Origin of the sequence: Micromonospora sp. NBC_01638 (assembly GCF_045209745.1) — a bacterium.
Lineage (GTDB): Bacteria > Actinomycetota > Actinomycetes > Mycobacteriales > Micromonosporaceae > Micromonospora.
Window position 1 is genome coordinate 5,950,949 of the sequence record NZ_CP109273.1, and the last position, 16,130, is coordinate 5,967,078.

16 protein-coding genes are annotated in these 16,130 nt (G+C 73.3%); 12 read left to right on the forward strand and 4 right to left on the reverse strand.

Annotated elements, in window-relative coordinates; genetic code table 11:
- The 12 genes from OG811_RS27890 to OG811_RS27945 are packed head-to-tail and all read left to right on the forward strand — an operon-like array spanning nt 1 to nt 12,702.
- Nucleotides 1-483, forward strand: a complete 483-nt coding sequence (locus OG811_RS27890) for a phage tail protein (protein WP_030327509.1) — start codon at nt 1-3, stop codon at nt 481-483.
- Nucleotides 458-1,807, forward strand: coding sequence for a hypothetical protein (locus OG811_RS27895; protein WP_406069960.1), 1,350 nt, complete (start codon nt 458-460; stop codon nt 1,805-1,807). Before OG811_RS27890 ends, OG811_RS27895 begins: the two co-directional genes overlap by 26 nt.
- The gene (locus OG811_RS27900) at nt 1,807-2,721 is read left to right on the forward strand and encodes a hypothetical protein (protein WP_406069961.1); all 915 of its coding nucleotides are present in this window, start codon (nt 1,807-1,809) and stop codon (nt 2,719-2,721) included. Before OG811_RS27895 ends, OG811_RS27900 begins: the two co-directional genes overlap by 1 nt.
- The gene (locus OG811_RS27905; RefSeq protein WP_406069962.1) at nt 2,718-4,313 is read left to right on the forward strand and encodes a contractile injection system protein, VgrG/Pvc8 family; all 1,596 of its coding nucleotides are present in this window, start codon (nt 2,718-2,720) and stop codon (nt 4,311-4,313) included. The genes OG811_RS27900 and OG811_RS27905 overlap by 4 nt, the downstream gene beginning before the upstream one ends.
- Nucleotides 4,313-4,651 (forward strand): hypothetical protein, encoded by a 339-nt coding sequence (locus OG811_RS27910; protein WP_406069964.1) that lies wholly within the window; start codon nt 4,313-4,315, stop codon nt 4,649-4,651. Before OG811_RS27905 ends, OG811_RS27910 begins: the two co-directional genes overlap by 1 nt.
- The gene (locus tag OG811_RS27915; RefSeq protein ID WP_406069965.1) at nt 4,648-5,082 is read left to right on the forward strand and encodes a GPW/gp25 family protein; all 435 of its coding nucleotides are present in this window, start codon (nt 4,648-4,650) and stop codon (nt 5,080-5,082) included. The genes OG811_RS27910 and OG811_RS27915 overlap by 4 nt, the downstream gene beginning before the upstream one ends.
- A complete protein-coding gene (locus tag OG811_RS27920) occupies nt 5,079-7,754 on the forward strand; it encodes a putative baseplate assembly protein (protein ID WP_406069967.1) in 2,676 nt (891 codons plus the stop codon). The genes OG811_RS27915 and OG811_RS27920 overlap by 4 nt, the downstream gene beginning before the upstream one ends.
- Entirely contained in the window at nt 7,735-8,250 is a 516-nt protein-coding gene (locus OG811_RS27925; protein WP_406069969.1) for a phage tail protein, read from the forward strand. The genes OG811_RS27920 and OG811_RS27925 overlap by 20 nt, the downstream gene beginning before the upstream one ends.
- Entirely contained in the window at nt 8,247-9,170 is a 924-nt protein-coding gene (locus OG811_RS27930; protein WP_406069970.1) for a hypothetical protein, read from the forward strand. The genes OG811_RS27925 and OG811_RS27930 overlap by 4 nt, the downstream gene beginning before the upstream one ends.
- Nucleotides 9,167-9,628: a hypothetical protein gene (locus tag OG811_RS27935; protein WP_406069972.1), complete on the forward strand. Its 462-nt coding sequence runs from the start codon at nt 9,167-9,169 to the stop codon at nt 9,626-9,628. Before OG811_RS27930 ends, OG811_RS27935 begins: the two co-directional genes overlap by 4 nt.
- Nucleotides 9,629-9,658: 30 nt before the next feature.
- Nucleotides 9,659-10,414: a hypothetical protein gene (locus OG811_RS27940; protein ID WP_406069973.1), complete on the forward strand. Its 756-nt coding sequence runs from the start codon at nt 9,659-9,661 to the stop codon at nt 10,412-10,414.
- 50 nt (nt 10,415-10,464) lie between these two features.
- Nucleotides 10,465-12,702, forward strand: a complete 2,238-nt coding sequence (locus OG811_RS27945) for a hypothetical protein (RefSeq protein WP_406069975.1) — start codon at nt 10,465-10,467, stop codon at nt 12,700-12,702.
- A gap of 37 nt (nt 12,703-12,739) precedes the next feature.
- Here the strand turns inward: OG811_RS27945 and OG811_RS27950 are convergent, their stop codons facing one another.
- Genes OG811_RS27950 through OG811_RS27965 form a run of 4 tightly spaced genes read right to left on the reverse strand, consistent with a single transcriptional unit; the run spans nt 12,740 to nt 16,110 of the window.
- Complete coding sequence (locus OG811_RS27950; protein ID WP_406069976.1) at nt 12,740-13,591, reverse strand: PmoA family protein; 852 nt, start codon at nt 13,589-13,591, stop codon at nt 12,740-12,742.
- The gene (locus tag OG811_RS27955) at nt 13,588-14,244 is read right to left on the reverse strand and encodes a hypothetical protein (protein ID WP_406069977.1); all 657 of its coding nucleotides are present in this window, start codon (nt 14,242-14,244) and stop codon (nt 13,588-13,590) included. The genes OG811_RS27950 and OG811_RS27955 overlap by 4 nt, the downstream gene beginning before the upstream one ends.
- Nucleotides 14,228-15,127, reverse strand: a complete 900-nt coding sequence (locus OG811_RS27960; protein ID WP_406069978.1) for a carbohydrate ABC transporter permease — start codon at nt 15,125-15,127, stop codon at nt 14,228-14,230. The genes OG811_RS27955 and OG811_RS27960 overlap by 17 nt, the downstream gene beginning before the upstream one ends.
- The gene (locus tag OG811_RS27965; RefSeq protein WP_406069980.1) at nt 15,127-16,110 is read right to left on the reverse strand and encodes a carbohydrate ABC transporter permease; all 984 of its coding nucleotides are present in this window, start codon (nt 16,108-16,110) and stop codon (nt 15,127-15,129) included. Before OG811_RS27965 ends, OG811_RS27960 begins: the two co-directional genes overlap by 1 nt.
- Between the last annotated feature and the right edge of the window lie 20 nt (nt 16,111-16,130).

The following is a 16,130-nucleotide window of genomic DNA, read 5'->3' on the forward strand; positions in this document are numbered from 1 at the left end:
ATGCCCACCACAGCCACCCCACAGCCCGGCGCCCCGGTCGACCCGTACCGGGCGTACAACTTTCGGTTGCTCATCAACGGCGTCACCAACGGCCACTTCACCGAGATGACCGGGCTGGAGGTGAACATCCCCGGGCAGCCGTACCGGGAGCACGGCCTCGGCCGGATGCGGATGGTGCCCGGCCAGGCCGAGTACGAGCCGGTGACGCTGCACTTCGGCCTCACCGCCTCCCGCGAGCTGTGGGACTGGGTGAACGCCACCGCGCAGGGCACCCTCAACCGTCGCAACGTCTCGGTGGTGCTGCTCGACTCGGTCGGGACCGCCGAGGTGCTCCGGTGGAACCTGATCGACGCCTGGCCCACCCGGTGGCGTGGCGCGCACCTCAACACGCTCAGCCACGAGATCGCCATCGCCTCGTTGACCCTGCGCTACGAGGGCCTGGAGCTGGAGACCGGCGGTGCCACCGCGCCGACACCCGCGTAGCTGGCTGGCCGACCGGCTGCGCTCGGCCGCCGGGGCGGTACAGCGCCTCGCCGGTCGGATCGAGCCCGCCGGGCAACTCCCGCCGTCGGAGGCGCCCACCGCAGCACCGCGCCGCTTCGGGGAGCCCCCGCAGCACTGGCTGGACCTGGTCGCCGCTCACGCGCCCGGCCTGCTGCACGACCTGGACCTCGACATGTCCCCGGTCGGCTCGGACGACGCGAGCGTCCACGACGACCGGCCGGGCGGGTCCGCCTCGACTGGTCGGGACGGAGTGGATGCTGCGGGCCCGGCCACGGACCGCGCGTTCGGCAGCACCGCCCGCGTGGGCGGCACTGGCGCGGCTGGCGGGAGCAATCCTGGTGCGCGCGGGTTCGCAGGGGCGGACGGGTCGCGCTCACCAGGCGCGACCGAAAGGCCGGGCCGCAGGTCGCAGGCCGCAGACGGAGCTGACGGCACGAAGATCGGCAGCGCCAGCCCGTTCGGCAGGGGTGCCGCGTCACCGTCCGAACCTGACCCATCGACCGGCCCGGACGCGACGAACGGGTCGGCGGGATCGGCACGGCCGGCGGGACCGGACGGATCGGTGCGACGGGGTGCGGGGGGCGACACCCCAGCACCCACCAGCCACCCCCTGCATCGGACCGACAACCTCGAATCCACCCGGATCACGCGACGCGCAACCCGCATCGGCCCTCCGGCCAGCACCAGCGTTACCGGTGGCACCGCCGCCGACGGGCTCTCGCCTGGTCGCGACGGGTTCCGGGGCGGATCGGCGGACGGCCACACCTGGGGCAGGGAAGGCCAGCCCGAGTTCACGGGTGAGCGCCGTACGGGTGAACCGGACCGGGCGCGGACGTCGCGGCTGGGCGGGGCTGCGGGTGCGGCACCGGACGGGCGAGACCTGGACGGGCCGAACCTGGGCCGGCTTGCTTCGTGGAGCGGCTCGGCTGGTGCGACGGTGGCGGCCGGCGCCGGGGGCACAACGATCGATGGGCGCGGTGACCTGGCCAGCACCACGGGCGGCGGACCCTGGCTGGCCCTGCCCGACGAACCGGCGTGGGTCGGGCAACCGGCCGGACGTCCGGCCGGGCAGCGAGTCACCGAGGCAGGCACGATCAGCGGGACCTGGGCCGATGAACGGGGACGCGGCCCGACCGACGGCGGGTGGTCGGCGAGCACCGGGCCGTGGTCGTCCGTGATCGAGGCGAGGGTCACCGACCCGTGGCCGGCGCTGCCGGACGACGCGACGCTGTGGACCGTGCCAGGTGACGCGCTGGACGCTGCCCAGCTGAGCCGGCTGGATCGGGAACAGGCGGGCGACTGATGGAACGTGTCGCCTTCCTCATCGACTCCTCCGGCGAGCGGGTGGACTGCCTGCTCAACCCGGAGACCGTGCAGGTGACCCGGCTCGCCGGCGTACGCCAGCGGGGTGCCGCTGGCGGGCAGCTCACCGGGTCCGGGCTGGCCGACGACCCGCTGGTCTTCACCGGCGGAGGCCGGACCGAGCTGGTGCTCGATCTGCTCTTCGACGTCGACTTCGTGGAGGCGCAGGTCCGTCCGGCCGACGTACGGGTGCTGACCCGTCCCCTGTGGATGCTCGCGGAGAACTCCACCGCCGAGCATGGTTGGCTGCGACCGCCGCTGGTCCGGTTGGTCTGGGGCAAGACCTGGAACGTGCCCGGTGTGATCATCGCGGTGGCGGAGCGGTTCGACGCGTTCACCGGCACCGGGTCGCCCCGACGTTCCTGGCTGCGGCTCAAGCTGGTCCGGGCTGCCGAGACGGCCGATCAGGCCGAGGCCGGCTTCGCCGAGGAGCTGGCCGCGGCGAGCACCCCGACCGCCGCACCGGGCAGCGCGGTGATCGCCGCCGGCGACGGCGCCGCGGAGCCGGGTCGTTCCGGTGTGCGCTTCGACCTGCTCGCCAACGACGCGCTCGGCTCGCCGCTGCGCTGGCGCCTGCTGGCCGAACACAACCGGATCACCGATCCGCTGGCGGTGCCGGCCGGGACCACCCTGGCCATCCCACCACCCGGCCCGCCGAGCGGGGGTGGGTCGACGGTGGCCGGTGCGGTGGCCGGAGTCGCGCGGGCGCTGGCCGGCGCGGTAGGTGCCGGCGCATCGTTCGTGGGCGCCTCCATCGCCACCGCGCCCGCCGCCTGGGGCGCGACGACCGGACCGTCGACCGGACCCACACCGACCAGCACGATCTCAGGCCCAGGCCCCGGGGGTACGCCGTGACGAGCGTCGCGCCTCGGGCGTTGATCGTCCTGCTCGACGGCGTCGAGCTGGCCGGTGCGACCCGTCAACGGGTCCGCTCACTGCGGGTGGCGGCGCGGCTCGACCAGCCCACACAGGCCGAGCTGGTGCTCGCCACCGCCGCCGGGGCGGGCGCGTTCGACCCGGCGGTCCGTCCCGGTGCGGCGCTCGACGTACGACTCGCCGAGCACACCGATGCCCTGTTCACCGGGGAGGTCACGGGTGTGGAGGTCGAGTACGCCGCCGACGGGGCTGCGGTGCTGCGGCTGCGGGCGTACGACCCGCTGCATCGGCTGCGTAAGCGGCAGGGGCTGCGGGTCTTCACCTCGGTGACCGCCGTCGAGCTGGCCCGGGAGCTGTGCGGCGAGGTGGGGCTGGACGTGACGGCGGAGGTCGACGGGCCCCGGCTGGAGCGGCTGCTACAGCACCGGCACAGCGATCTGGAGCTGCTGCGCGAGGTGGCCGGCCGGGCCGGGCTGCACCTGGCCGCCGACGACGGCGGTGTCCGGCTGATCACGCTCGCCGGCTACGGAGAGCCGGTCCCGCTGACCCTCGGCGCGAGCGTGCACACCCTGCGCCTGTCCACCAACGCCGACCAGGCCAGCGGTGCCAGCGCGGCGTTGGGCTGGCACCCCCAGCGGGCCGAGGTGATCAGCCAGCAGGCCGACGAGGCGCGCTGCGCACGGCCGGCTGGCGACCGCCCGGACCCGGCTGATGTGGGAGCCGACGGGGTCCGCACCGCCGTCGACCAGCCCGGCCGCAGTGACGACGAGTTGGCGGCGCTGGCCCAGGCGCGACTGGACACCCGTGCGGCGGCGCTGGTCACCGCCGAGGGCGTGGCCGCGGGCGATCCGGCGCTACGACCGGGCCGACGGGTCGACCTGAGCGGTGTGCCCGACCCGGTCGCCGGGGCGTACGTGCTGACCGAGGTGGTGCACACCGTCGACGGCAACGGGCACCTGACCCGGTTCTCCACGGTGCCTCCGGCCGCGCCGCCCCACGTGTCGAGCACCGGTGCCGTGGTGACCCTCGGCACCGTCACCGACGTCGCCGACCCGGACGGGCTGGGCCGGGTCCGCCTGACCCTGCCGGCCTACGGGGACCTGGACGCCGGCTGGCTCGCCGTGCTCTGCCCCGGTGCCGGGCGCGGCAAGGGTCTGGTGGCGCTTCCCGATCCGGACGACACCGTGCTGGTGGTGCTGCCCGGCGGCGAGCCGGCCTCGGGCATCGTGCTCGGTTCGCTGTTCGGCGCCGTCGAGCCGTACGACGCGGGCATCGACGACGGCCGAGCGCGGCGCTGGACGTTGCGCACCGCCGGCGGGCAGTCGATCGTCGTCGACGACGTGCAGCGCAGCCTGCGACTGGCCACCGAGGGCGGCAGCTTCCTGGAACTGACCCCCGATCTGGCCACTCTGCACGCGGCGTCCGACCTGGTGATCTCGGCGCCCGGCCGGGCCATGGTGGTGCGCGCCCGCAGCGTGGACTTCCGGCACGCCGAGTCGACCGAGGACCCGACGACCGCGGCGCGGCAGGCCCGTTCGCTCGCCCGCGCCCACCACGAAGGAGGCGGCTGATGCGCTGGATCCACCGTGACTCCGTGATCACCTGCGATCACGACGGCCGGGTCGAGAACCGGCCCTCGCAGCAGTGGGTGACCGTCACCGACGTGCCCGTGCTGGTGGACGACGACCCGGAGGGACGCAAGATCATCGCCTGCCCGAACTACGGCCCGACCATCAAGCCGTGCACGACGACGCTGACCGTCCGGGTCGGCTACAGCGACTGGGTCCGCGTCGACGGGCACCGGGTGGTGCTGTCGCACCTGGAGGGGTTTACCAACGGCACACCGCCGGGGCTGGTCAAGCACACGGTGCGTGACCCGCAACAGAGGTTCCTGGGGGCGGACCGATGAGGGCCTTCCGCTTCGTCGGCGCCGGCTTCGACGCCGGCCGGACCGGTGGGTTGGCGCTCACCGCGGCCGGCGGCCTGGCGATGACCGAGGGCGACGAAAGCGTACGACAGGCGCTGTTTCTGCTCTTGTCGACAACGCCGGGCGAACGGCTGATGCGACCCGGGTACGGCTCCCGGCTGCACCGGCTGATCTTCGCGCCCAATGACGACACCACGGCCGGCCTGGCCATCCACTACGTCCGGCAGGCCATCGCCCGCTGGGAGCCGCGGGTCGAGGTGATCGACGTGGACGCCGGGCCGGACCCGGACGACGCGTGGCGGCTGGTGATCCGGTTGGACTACCGGGTGCGGGCCAGCCTGACGCCCGGGCAGCTGGTCTTCTCCGTGGACCTGCTTCCGGCCGACGAGCCCACACAGAAAGGACCGTCATGACACTGCCCGTGCCGCACCTGGACGATCGTGGGTTCCTCGACCTGGTCACCGAGGCCCGGGAACGGATCCGGCAGTCCTGCCCGGCGTGGACCGACCTGTCGGCGCACGATCCCGGCATGGCGCTGGTGGAGGCGTTCGCGCACCTGACCGAGGTGATGATCTACCGGCTGAACCAGTTGCCGGAGAAGGCGTACGTCTCGTTTCTGAACCTGCTCGGGGTCACTCGGCACGCACCCACCGCGGCCTGGGCGGACGTCCGGTTCACCCGCAGCGGCACCGACCGCGCGGCGATTCGGATCCCGGCCGGTCTGCGGGTCGCGGCGGCCCGTGGCGCGGATCCCCGGCCCGTCGTGTTCGTCACCACCGAGCCGGCGCTGCTGCCCGCCGGCGAGGCGTCGGTGACGGTCCGGATGCACCACTGCGAGCCGGTGGAGGCGGAGCTGCTCGGCGTGGGCACCGGCCAACCGGGTCAGGTGCTGCGGGCCGCCCACGCTCCGCTGGCGCACACCGCCGAACCGCTGGACCTGCTGCTCGGCGTGGAGGTGCCGGCCGGCACCGTCGAGTTGGGCGCGGCGGCCCGCGAGCACGACGGCCGCACGTTTGAGATCTGGCGGCCGGTGGACAGCTTCGCCGGGCTCGGCCCGCAGGCCAAGGCGTACCTGGTGGACCGCTGCTCGGGCACGGTCACCTTCGCCCCGGCCCTCGACCTGCGACCGCCCGCCGGTGCGGCCCACGCCGCGCCGGACGAAGCCGCGCCGCACGAACCGGCCGCGGTGAACGGCCTGGCGCCGGTGACCGTGGCGGCTGTGCCGCCGGCCGGGCGGCAGATCCGACTCTGGTACCGGGCCGGCGGCGGGCCCACCGGCAACGTGGCGGCGGGCACGCTGACCAGCCTGCGCGACCCACTACCGGGGGTACGCGCCGACAACCCCGCGCCGGCGGCCGGCGGGCGGGAGGTGGAGGCGCTGGAGTCGGTGCTGCTGCGCGGCCCGTACGAGTTCTTCGCCCAGGAGCGGGCGGTCACGGCCCGCGATTTCGAGGTGCTGGCCACCAGCTCCGGCGCGGTGGCGAGGGCACGGGCGTTCACCCGCGCCGCGGTGTACAGCTTCGCACGGCCGGGCGAGGTCGAGGTGGTGCTGGTGCCGTACGTGCCACCGGCGGCCCGCCCGGGTGGCCGGCTGCCGGTGGCGGTGCTGCGCGAGCACGAGGTGCCCGAGGCGCGGCGCCGGGTGGAGTCCGACCTGGAGGAACGCCGGATGGTCGGTATCCGGTCCCGGGCAACCTGGGCCCGCTTCAAGGCCGTGTCGGTGCGGGCCCGGGTGGTGGTCCGGCGGGAGGAGGACGTGGACGCGGTCCGTCGCCGGATCCACGATCGGCTGCACCAGACGTTGAGCCCGCTGCCGACCGCGCTCAACCCGACCGGCTGGCCGTTCGGCGAGCCGCTGCGGGCGTCCAACGTGTACCGGCTGCTGGAGCACGCCGAGCCGGGTGTGCGCTACGTCGAGTCGGTCCGCTTCGTGGTCGACGAGGCGCCCGACGCCGAGGTGCGCGCCCTCGCCGTCGATGAGTACCAGCCCCGCACCTGGTACGCCGGGCGCGGACCGGTGCTGTTTCGTTCCAGCAACGGCGGCGCGGGTTGGGAGCCGGCCGGCCGCTTCGACGGTGAGACGGTGCTGCGGGTGGCGCCCGCTCCCGCGCCGGTACGACCGGGCATCGTGGCACGCCCCGGCTCGGTGGCCGTGGTGACGCTGCGCGCCTCCGGCGGCTCCCGGGTGCACCTGAGCACCGACCTGGGCGAGACGTGGTCGCTGCTCACCGACCTGGACTCGCGGATCTCCGACGTGGCCTGGCTGGACCGCGACGGGGCGGGCGCGCTGCTGGTGGCCACCGACACGGGCCTGTACGAGGTGTCGCTGCTGCCCGGGGCGGTGCCGTTGCAGATCCTGGTCGACCCGTCCGACGCCGACCGGGGTTTCTACGCGGTGCGCGCGTTCGTCTCGGAACGGGGTGTGCCGGGCGTGGCGGTGGCCGCGCAGGCCAGCTTCGGGGTGTACCTGTCGACCGCTGGCGGACGGCCCCGCAGCTTCACGCACGTCGGTCTTTCCAACGTGGACAACCGGGTGTTGGCGGTGCAGTACGACGGCCCGGCCACCCTGCTGTGGAGCGGCGCGGGTGAGCCGGACCCGAAGAAACCCGGCCAGGGCTGTCACCGCACCCGGTTGTTCGAGTCCGACGTGAAATGGCAGTCGATGCAGGCCGGCTGGATCGGCGGCACCTGCCGGGATCTCGCGTTCGCCGGCCAACAGGCGGTGGCGGCCACGCAGAGCGGCGGGGTGCTGCGGCTGGACACCCTGGCCGCCCAGCCGCAGTGGCAGGCGGTGATGGTCAACTGCGGGCTGCCGCTGCGGGACCGGACCCGGTTCGTGCCAGTCGACGCCATTGCCGTGAGCGGGGGCGCGGGCGGCCACGCGACCGGCAGCTCCGTCGCGACGGAGCGGCTGATCCTGGCCGGCGGCGAACGCGGCGTGCATCGCAGCGCCGACGCCGTCGACTGGATGCCCAGCGCCAACCAGGCCACCGCCGACGTGGTGACCGTCCCGGACACCTGGCTGCTCTGCTCCGGCGAGCACGACATTGAGGTGGTGCGCCAGGATGCGACGCTCGGCGATTGAACGGTTGCTGCCCGCCGCCTATCAGCGGGCCTGCGTGCCGGGCAGCGTGCTCTGGGCGCTGCTGGACGTGATGGAGGGGCTGCACGCCCCGGACGAGGCGATCCTCGCCGAGGTGGACGCCCTGTTCGACCCGTACCGGGCGCCGGACGGGATGGTCGTGCAGTTGACCCGCTGGGTGGCGATGGACCATGTGGTGGCCTCGCCCCGGCCGGACGCCCCGCTGCCGCTGCCGGTGGGCCGGCTGCGCGACCTGGTGGCCAACGCCGCGCTGCTGGCCCGGTGGCGCGGCACCCCGTACGGGATGCGAAGAGCTCTTGAGGTGGCTACCGGGCTGAGTGGTTTCGCTTTGGACGAGCCGGCCGAGCAGCCCTTCCACGTCGTGGTGCGGGTGCCGGCCGCCGCCGCCGGCCAGCTCGCCGTGATCACCCGCATCGTCGAGGCGGAGAAACCGGCCTCGACCACCGTCGAGATCGTCCTGGAAGAGGAGTCATCATGACCACCGAGTGGGCGGTCGTCGCCGCCGCCGAGCAGTTCACCCTCGACCCGCGCAACAGCGGCGAGCTGACCTTCACCGTCTCCAACCCGGGCAACGCACCGGACACGGTGGTGTTCGACGTGGCACCCGGTGACGGCTCCCAGCGGGCGTGGTTCACCGTCGCCGAGCCACAGCGGGTGGTCCCCGGCCAGGGTTCGGTGTCGTTCCTGGTCAAGCTCGCCGTGCCGGCGGGTACCCCGCCTCGGCGCTACGACATGACCGGGTTCGCGTACTCGGCGAACACCGCGCCGGAGGAGAGCTCCCGCTCCAGCGGCCGGGTCACGTACGAGGTGCGGGCGGTCGCGCCGCCACGGCGTACCCCGTGGCCGTGGATCGCCGCGGCGGCGGCGTTGGTGCTGGTGGTGGTGACCGTGGGGATCGTCCTGCTGACCCGCGACTCGGGCCCGGGCGAGCCGCGGGTGGTCACCGTCGAAGCGGAGAACCTGATCGACGGTGCGAAGGTGGAGTCACCGAACAAGAGCGGGGCGGTCGTCGAGGCCCAACCCAACTGCTGTGCGGTGACCTGGTCCGGGGACAAGCAGCTGTTCTTCCAGGGGCTGGCGATCGGCGACAAGATCACCCTGACGGTGCAGATCCCGGCCGACGGCACCTGGCGCTTCGCCGCGGTACGCACCACCTCCCTCGACTACGCCAACACCGTCTTCACCATCGACGGCAACCAGGTCGGCGGCACGTTTTTCGGCTTCACGCCGACCGTGCAGAAGACGGAGTTCCTGGACGTCGGCACCGTCCAGCTCACCAAGGGCGCGCACCAGGTCACGCTGCTGGTGATCGGTAAGACGCAGGGCACCAACCGCTACTACGCCGGCGTCGACCTGATCCGGTTCAGCGAGGTCGTGTCACCGGCCGCCGCGCGATGAGTGGCCGGCAGAAGGCGCTGCTGGGGCTGCTCGCCGTCCTGCTGGTGGCCTTGTTCGGGGTCGCGGTCGGCGCGGGTCGCGACGACCGGGGCGATCCGGGTGCCCGGCACGGGCTCGTCGACCGGTTGGGCGCGCTGGGCGGCGAGCGCGCCGCGGTGGACCCGGCCACGGTCCGCGCCGACTGCTTCGAGGAGCCCGGTCAGCTGGTCTTCTCCGGCAGTTGCGTGCTGCGGGTCGCCGACCCGGGCGGGCTGCGCACCCTGGTGCTGCGCAGCCCGGCGCGGTTCACGGTCACCGCGCCAGCGCCGGGCGACGCCGACCTGACCATCAGCGACGAGGTCGAGCCGGCATCGGACGGCACCGGCGCGGTGGCGAAGGTCGCCATCGACCAGGCCACCGAGGTCACCGTGCGCTGTCCCGGCCTCGGTGGCTGCACGGTCACCGTCGCCCCGTCCTGAGCCGAGAAGCATCCAGAGGGAGGTGCCGACGTGGGAGACCTGCGCAAACCGTTCCTGCTGCTGGCCATGCTCGCCGTCGTCCTGGCGATCGGCGTGGAGCTGGGAGCCGGGCTGCTGCTCGGCGGCGCCGACGCCGGCGCGGCGCTGGCCGACAGCGCCGGAGCGCTGGACGTGGAGCTCGCCGACGTGTCCGGGGTCAGCGAGCCGTCCGGCCGGGGCACCGGCTACCTGGCCCTGATCGACGCGGTCGCGGTCTGGAGCACCGGGCTGTTCTGCCTGGGTCTGCTGCTGCCCGAACGCATTCAGGGCCGGGTGCAGGGCGTCGCCAGCCTGATCTTCTCGATCATCCTGATCATCGTCGGGCTGATCGCGCTGGTCATCGCGTTCGTAGAGCTGATGATCATGGTGTCGCTGTTCCTGGCCGTCCCGTTCGGCACGCTGGCGTACCTGGCCCTGTGGGGGTTCTTCCCGGTCGGCGAGGCGGCGGTGCTGCTCGGGCTGGTGCTCCTGCTCAAGCTGGTCTGGGCCGGGCTGCTGGTGCTGGCCCAGCCGCGCTTCCTGCAGAACAAGGGCCTCGTCCTGCTGATCCTCACCACCCTGCTGTGCACGGTCGTGCTGGAGTTCCTGCACAACCTGGTGCCGGTGATCCTGGTCAGCATCGTCGACGACGTGGCGGCACTGATCTTCGCGGTGATCGCCATCATCTGGGGGCTGGTGCTGCTGATCGGTTCGATCCCGGCGATCGTCAAGGCCATCCGGGTCACCGCCGCACTGCCCGCCCGTTGACGTTTGCGGTATCAGCAGCGGAGGGCTGAATTGTCTGTGACCCTGACGGCGTGGACGAGACGCCGAAGCGCGACGCCGTGGAGCTGCGCATACACGGCATCTCCGGGGTCACCGCGGAACGGATCCTCGACCACCCGATCGTGATCCGCGTCGCGGGGGACGCGCACGCGGGCTTCTTCCGGCCCCGGCCGGGGAGCGGCACCGCTGGCGGGGCCACGGCCGGGGTCGCCGTCGAGGCGTACCGCTGGGGTTCGCTGACCGCCGGGGCGGCGGTACGGACAGCCTCGATGTTGCTGTTGCTGCCCTTCATGCTGAGCAACCTCGCGATCTGGCTGCGACCGCCGGGGCGTGACCGGTGGGGCCTGCTCGGCATGCTGTGCCGCCTGCTCGCCGGCACACTCACGGCCACGTTCGTGCTGGCGATCGTCGGCGTCACACTGGACCTGATCGGCTGGCAGTGCGTGCCGTACCCCGGGTGCCGGGCCAGCCGCCCCTACCTGGCCTGGCTCCACGCGCTCCCGTCCGGCCCCCGGCTGGCACTGCTGTCGGTCGTCCCACTGCTGGCACTGCGGGTCGTCTGGGCCATCGGCACCCGATCGGCGCGGGCCTACGAGGGGTTCGGTCCTTCATCGGCGCAGCCGCCCACCGGCGGCCGGACCGAGGACCTCGCCGCCGCCGGCTTCTGGCACGACGAACAGACCATTGATTGGCTGCGTCAGATCCACGTGGCGCTCGGCATCGGGACGCTGAACGTCGCCCTGCTCGCCGGCGTCTCGCCGGGCGGGGTCGGCGCGCCCGGTCAGGTCGCGCTGGTCGGCGTGGCCGTCGGGCTGCTCGTGTTCAGCGTGGTCCTGCTCTGCCTACCCGTGCCGGCCGACCCGGCGGGGGCCCGACGGTTGCTGCGCCCCCTGTGGGCGGCCACCGCGGGGGTGACCGTGCTGTGCCTCGGGTCCGCCACGCTCGCGGGCGCGGCACCGTCCGGCACGGGCAAACTGCCCGGGTACGAGGGCGCTGCCGCCGGGGTGGTCGCCGCGCAGGGTGTCCTGCTCGTCGTGCTCACCGTCGTCACGTACACCCGCCAGCGTGGTGCCCTCGACGGCGACCGCCCGGCCCTTCTCGGGCTCGGCACCCCGTTCATGGCAGCGTCGGCGGTGAGCGTCGGCGCGGCCTTCACCGCGACCCTGGTCTACCGTGTCGCCGACGCCCTCGACCACGGCGACATTCCCGACCCGATCCGACCCAACCCGCCGCTCGTCGGCCCGCTGGAGCCGCCGGTCGCCTACTGGTGGGCCGCGCTCGCCGGGCTCACCGCGGTGCTGATCGGCGCGGCGGTGACCTCGGCCGCCCTCCTGCTGAGCCGGCGGCGACGGCGTGGGCAGGCGGCGTGCATCATCGAGCGGGACTACCCGGACGTGCCGGCGGAGGACGCGGGCCGGCTGCGCCTGGTCCGGGAGACCATCGCCCGGTCCCGGCTCACCGAGGAACTCGGGCCGGTGCTGATCGCGTTCCTGGTGATCGCGTCACTCGGACTGGTCACCGTCGCCTTCGACGTGATCGGGATCGGTCCCACCCAGCTCGCCGCCCGGCTCGGCGGACACGGTGGCGCCCTCGCGGTGCTCGCCGCCTACGTCACCGACGCGGGTGTCTGGGTGATCAGTCTCCTGGTCATCTCCCTCATGGTGCTCGGTTTCCGCGCGTACCGGTCGTCCCAAACCCGGCGGGTGGTGGCGGTGCTGTGGGACCTCGGCACCTTCTGGCCCCGCACGGTCCACCCGTTCGCACCGCCCTGCTACGCTGCCCGCGCCGTCCCGGAACTGGCGAAACGGATCACCGGCCTCACCGCGCGAGGGCCGGTGGTCCTCTCCGGCCACAGCCACGGCGCGGTGCTCGCCGCCGCCACCATCCTGCAACTGCCGCCGTCCGTGCTGGCCAGGGTCTCGCTGTTGACCTACGGCTCACCGCTGCGGCGCACCTACGCCTGGCTCTATCCGGCGTACCTGGGACCGGAGACGCTCTGCGACCTGGGCCGGCGGGTCGGGTGGCGCTGGCGCAACCTGTGGCGGGACACCGATCCGATCAGCGGGTCGACCTTTCCCCGTGCCCCGGACGCGACGCCGCCCTGCGCCGACCCAGCGGCCGGAGACGTCGACATTCGACTCCGTGATCCCCGCAGCCTGACCATCGACCCGGCGGACACCGTGCCACCTCCGATCGAACGGCACTGGCCCTACCACACCCAGGCCGCATATCAGGTGGCGGTCCGTGAGCTGGCCGACCGGTCCCGCTGAGCGCACCGCCCGGCCCGCCGGGGCGTACCCGCGGGAGTCACGGCACCGTCTGGACCAGCGCGGCGGCCCGGTCCCGGTCGAGGGCTCCGTCGGCCACCACCACCCGGTACCGGCCGTGCCGGCTCCCGCCGGCCGGCACCACGGCAGGGCGGTCGAACGCGAACGCCACGCAGACCCCCGGATACATCCCCGTCCGCACGAACCACCGGTCGCCCCGGCCGAGGCCGGCGAAAACCAGGGTGTACGCCCCGCCGCCCGGCCCGGTTCCGGTCAGCGCGAGCCACGGCGCCGCGCTGCCGTTGACCGTCTCCTCCCCGGCGGCGTCGCCGGTGCAGACCGCCGCTTCGCCGTCGGCGGCAGCGCGCCAGAAGAACCCGCCGTAGCCGGCCCCGTCCGGACGGCCGTTGGTGGCCGGACTTCCCAGGCGCACCTCCCGGTCGGCCGGGGCGGTCAGGACGGTGTCCAGGTCGAGCCGCCAGGCGCCCGGCGCGACCGCCGACGCGGCGAGCCACCGCCGCTCGGTCAGCAGCACCTGGCCGGCTCGGTCGCGCCACTGGAGATCGTGCGCGTACCGGCCCGGGGAGCGCTCGACCTCCCCGGTGTGCGCGATGACGCCGTGGTCGTCGCGCCAGGTGTAGCCGACGTCGCGGACGTAGGTGCGCCCGCCCCAGAGGTTGGCGCCGTTGACGTCCTGCACGGCCAGGGAGGCGCCGAGGTGCCACACGTGGTCGGCGGGCAGCGCGTCGGTGACCACCGTCCCGCCGAGGGTGCGCACCGGGTGCAGGTACGGCCGGGGCCCGTGCCGCGCGTCCAGCGCCGGGTCGAGCACGTACCGGGCCACCTCCGTCTCGCCGACCAACAGCCGCGCCGGCTCCTGCGCTCCACTCACGGCAGCTCCGGGTGGGCAGGGGCCGGCCCGTGGCCGGCGACGCGGCCAGGGACCGGCCGGCCGGCGACGGCGTGCAGGGCGGCCACGGTGTATCCGGCGAGGATCGGCACCGCGACCGGGGTGACCAGGACGGCGAGCAGGCCCGCCAGCGCCGTCACCCCGGTGAGCGCGGCCCAGCGGGCGGGCGCGTCGAGGCAGGCCCGGGCGGCGGACCGGGCCGCCGCCCGCCACCGCCCGCCCCCGTTGCCGCCCACCTCGACGACGACCAGCCCCGCGTACCCGGTCAGGCCGGCCGCGACAAGTGCGGTCACCAGCAGCGCGGGTGAGCCGCCCGGCACCCGTCCGGTGGCCAGCGCCGCCAGGTCGGCGGCGAGCAGCCCGGCCACGGTGAGCGTGAGCAGGCTGACCGGCACGCCGGGCAGCACCGAGCGGCCGAACCGGCGCACGGTGGCCCGCGCGGACGGCCAACTGCCGGTCCGCGTCCAGTCGTGCACCGCCGCGCTGGCCGTGCCCGCCGCCGCGGCGGCGGTGCACAGGGGCACCGCCGCCACCGTCAGCAGGATGCCGAGCAGTGCCAGGTCGGCGGCGTCGCGGGCGACGTCGCGCCAGTCCCGCCGCCCGCCGGTGTCGTCGGGTTCAGCCCTTGATGCCACTGGTGTTGATCCCCTCGACGAGCATCCGCTGGAACGCGACGAAGAACAGGAAGACCGGCAGCAGCGACAGCACCGACATGGCGAACATCGGCCCGACCGCGCTCTGGCTCGTCGAGTCGATGAACAGCGTCAACGCGACCGGCACGGTGTAATCCTCCAGTTGGGACAGGAAGACCAACTGGCGGAAGAAGTCGTTCCAGGTCCAGATGAACGAGAAGATCGCGGTGGTGACCAACGCCGGGCGGCTCAGCGGCAGGATGATGTGCCGGAAGATGCCGTACGGGCCGGCGCCGTCGATCCGGGCCGCCTCGTCCAACTCACGCGGGACCCCGCGCATGAACTGCACCATCAGGAAGACGAAGAACGCCTCGGTGGCCAGGAACTGCGGGATGATCAGCGGCAGGTACGGCCACTCGCCGCCGACGAGTCCCAGGGTCCGGAACAGGATGTACTGCGGCACGATCAGCACGTGCCCGGGCAGCAGCAGCGTGCCGATCATGACGGCGAACCACATGCCGCGCAGCCGGAACCGCAGCCGCGCGAAGGCGTACGCGGCCAGCAGGCAGGAGAGCCCGTTGCCGACCACGGTGAGCAGGCTGACCATGGCGCTGTTGAGGAAGAACCGGCCGAAGCTGACGTCGAAGTTGGACCACCCGGCGGTGTAGTTGCCCGGGGTGAACCGCTCGGGCAGCAGCCCGACGTTGTTGACGATCTCCTCCTGGGACTTCATCGAGGTGCCGATCATCCAGATCAGCGGGTAGAGCACCACGGCGACGATCGCCACCAGGATGAGCAGCCGCAGCACCGGCCGACCGCCGGGCCGGCGACTCGTGGTCGGCGCTGCTCCGGTCGGCGCGTCGGCCGTCGGGGTCACCGTCACCATCACCGGTCCTCCCCGTCGGAGTAGTGCACCCAGAACCGCCCGGTGCTGAAGAAGATCGCGGTGATCACCGCGATGGCGAGCAGGAACACCCAGGCCATCGCCGAGGCGTAGCCCATCTCAAGGTCGGTGAAGCCGGTGATGTAGAGGTTCAGCGTGTACATCAGGGTGGAGTCGACCGGGCCGCCGGTGCCGTTGCTGAGCACGAACGCGGCGGTGAAGCCCTGGAAGCCGTTGATCGTCTCCAGCACCAGGTTGAAGAAGATCACCGGGGAGAGCATCGGCAGGGTGACGTTGCGGAACTGACGGAATCGGCCGGCGCCGTCGACCGACGCGGCCTCGTACAGCTCGGTGGGCACCTGCTTGAGCCCGGCCAGGAAGATCACCATCGGCGCGCCGAACTGCCAGATGGCCAGCACCATCAGCGTCTCCAGGGCCCAGTCCGGGTCGTTGACCCACGGTTTGCCCTGGATGCCGACGAGGCTCAGCAGCGAGTTGAACGCGCCGTCGCGGTTGAACATGTTGACCCAGACGATGGCCAGCGCGACGCTGCCGCCGAGCAGCGACGGCAGGTAGAACAGCCCCCGGAACAACCCGACCCCGCGCCAGGCGCGGTTGAGCAGCAGCGCCACGCCGAGCGCCGCGGCCAGCTTCAGCGGTACGGCGATCAGCGCGAAGGTCAGGGTGACCCGCACCGCGTGCCAGTACGACGGGTCGGCGGTGAACATCCGTTCGTAGTTGGCCAACCCCACCCACTCCACCTCGGAAAAGGGGGTGAGGATGTCGTAGTTGGTGAAGCTCAGGTAGAGCGACAACAGCATGGGGACCGCCGTGACACCCATCAGCCCGATGAGCCACGGCGACAGGAAGACGTACCCTGCCAGACCTTCGCTGTGCCGGAAGCGTCCGGGTCCACGCCTCTCGGTGTGGGCCCGGACGGATCCGGGGCCGCGTCGGGTCGGGTCGGGCGCCGTGGTCAACGCCACGAACAGCTCCTCTCCTCGCG

Excerpts from the sequence above, each read along its gene's own strand:
- OG811_RS27890 (WP_030327509.1), top strand. The coding sequence starts at position 1 with ATGCCCACCACAGCCACCCCACAGCCCGGCGCCCCGGTCGACCCGTAC.
- OG811_RS27900 (WP_406069961.1), top strand. The coding sequence starts at position 1,807 with ATGGAACGTGTCGCCTTCCTCATCGACTCCTCCGGCGAGCGGGTGGAC.
- OG811_RS27910 (WP_406069964.1), top strand. The coding sequence starts at position 4,313 with ATGCGCTGGATCCACCGTGACTCCGTGATCACCTGCGATCACGACGGC.
- OG811_RS27915 (WP_406069965.1), top strand. The coding sequence starts at position 4,648 with ATGAGGGCCTTCCGCTTCGTCGGCGCCGGCTTCGACGCCGGCCGGACC.
- OG811_RS27920 (WP_406069967.1), top strand. The coding sequence starts at position 5,079 with ATGACACTGCCCGTGCCGCACCTGGACGATCGTGGGTTCCTCGACCTG.
- OG811_RS27925 (WP_406069969.1), top strand. The coding sequence starts at position 7,735 with ATGCGACGCTCGGCGATTGAACGGTTGCTGCCCGCCGCCTATCAGCGG.
- OG811_RS27930 (WP_406069970.1), top strand. The coding sequence starts at position 8,247 with ATGACCACCGAGTGGGCGGTCGTCGCCGCCGCCGAGCAGTTCACCCTC.
- OG811_RS27935 (WP_406069972.1), top strand. The coding sequence starts at position 9,167 with ATGAGTGGCCGGCAGAAGGCGCTGCTGGGGCTGCTCGCCGTCCTGCTG.
- OG811_RS27960 (WP_406069978.1), bottom strand. The coding sequence starts at position 15,127 with ATGGTGACGGTGACCCCGACGGCCGACGCGCCGACCGGAGCAGCGCCG.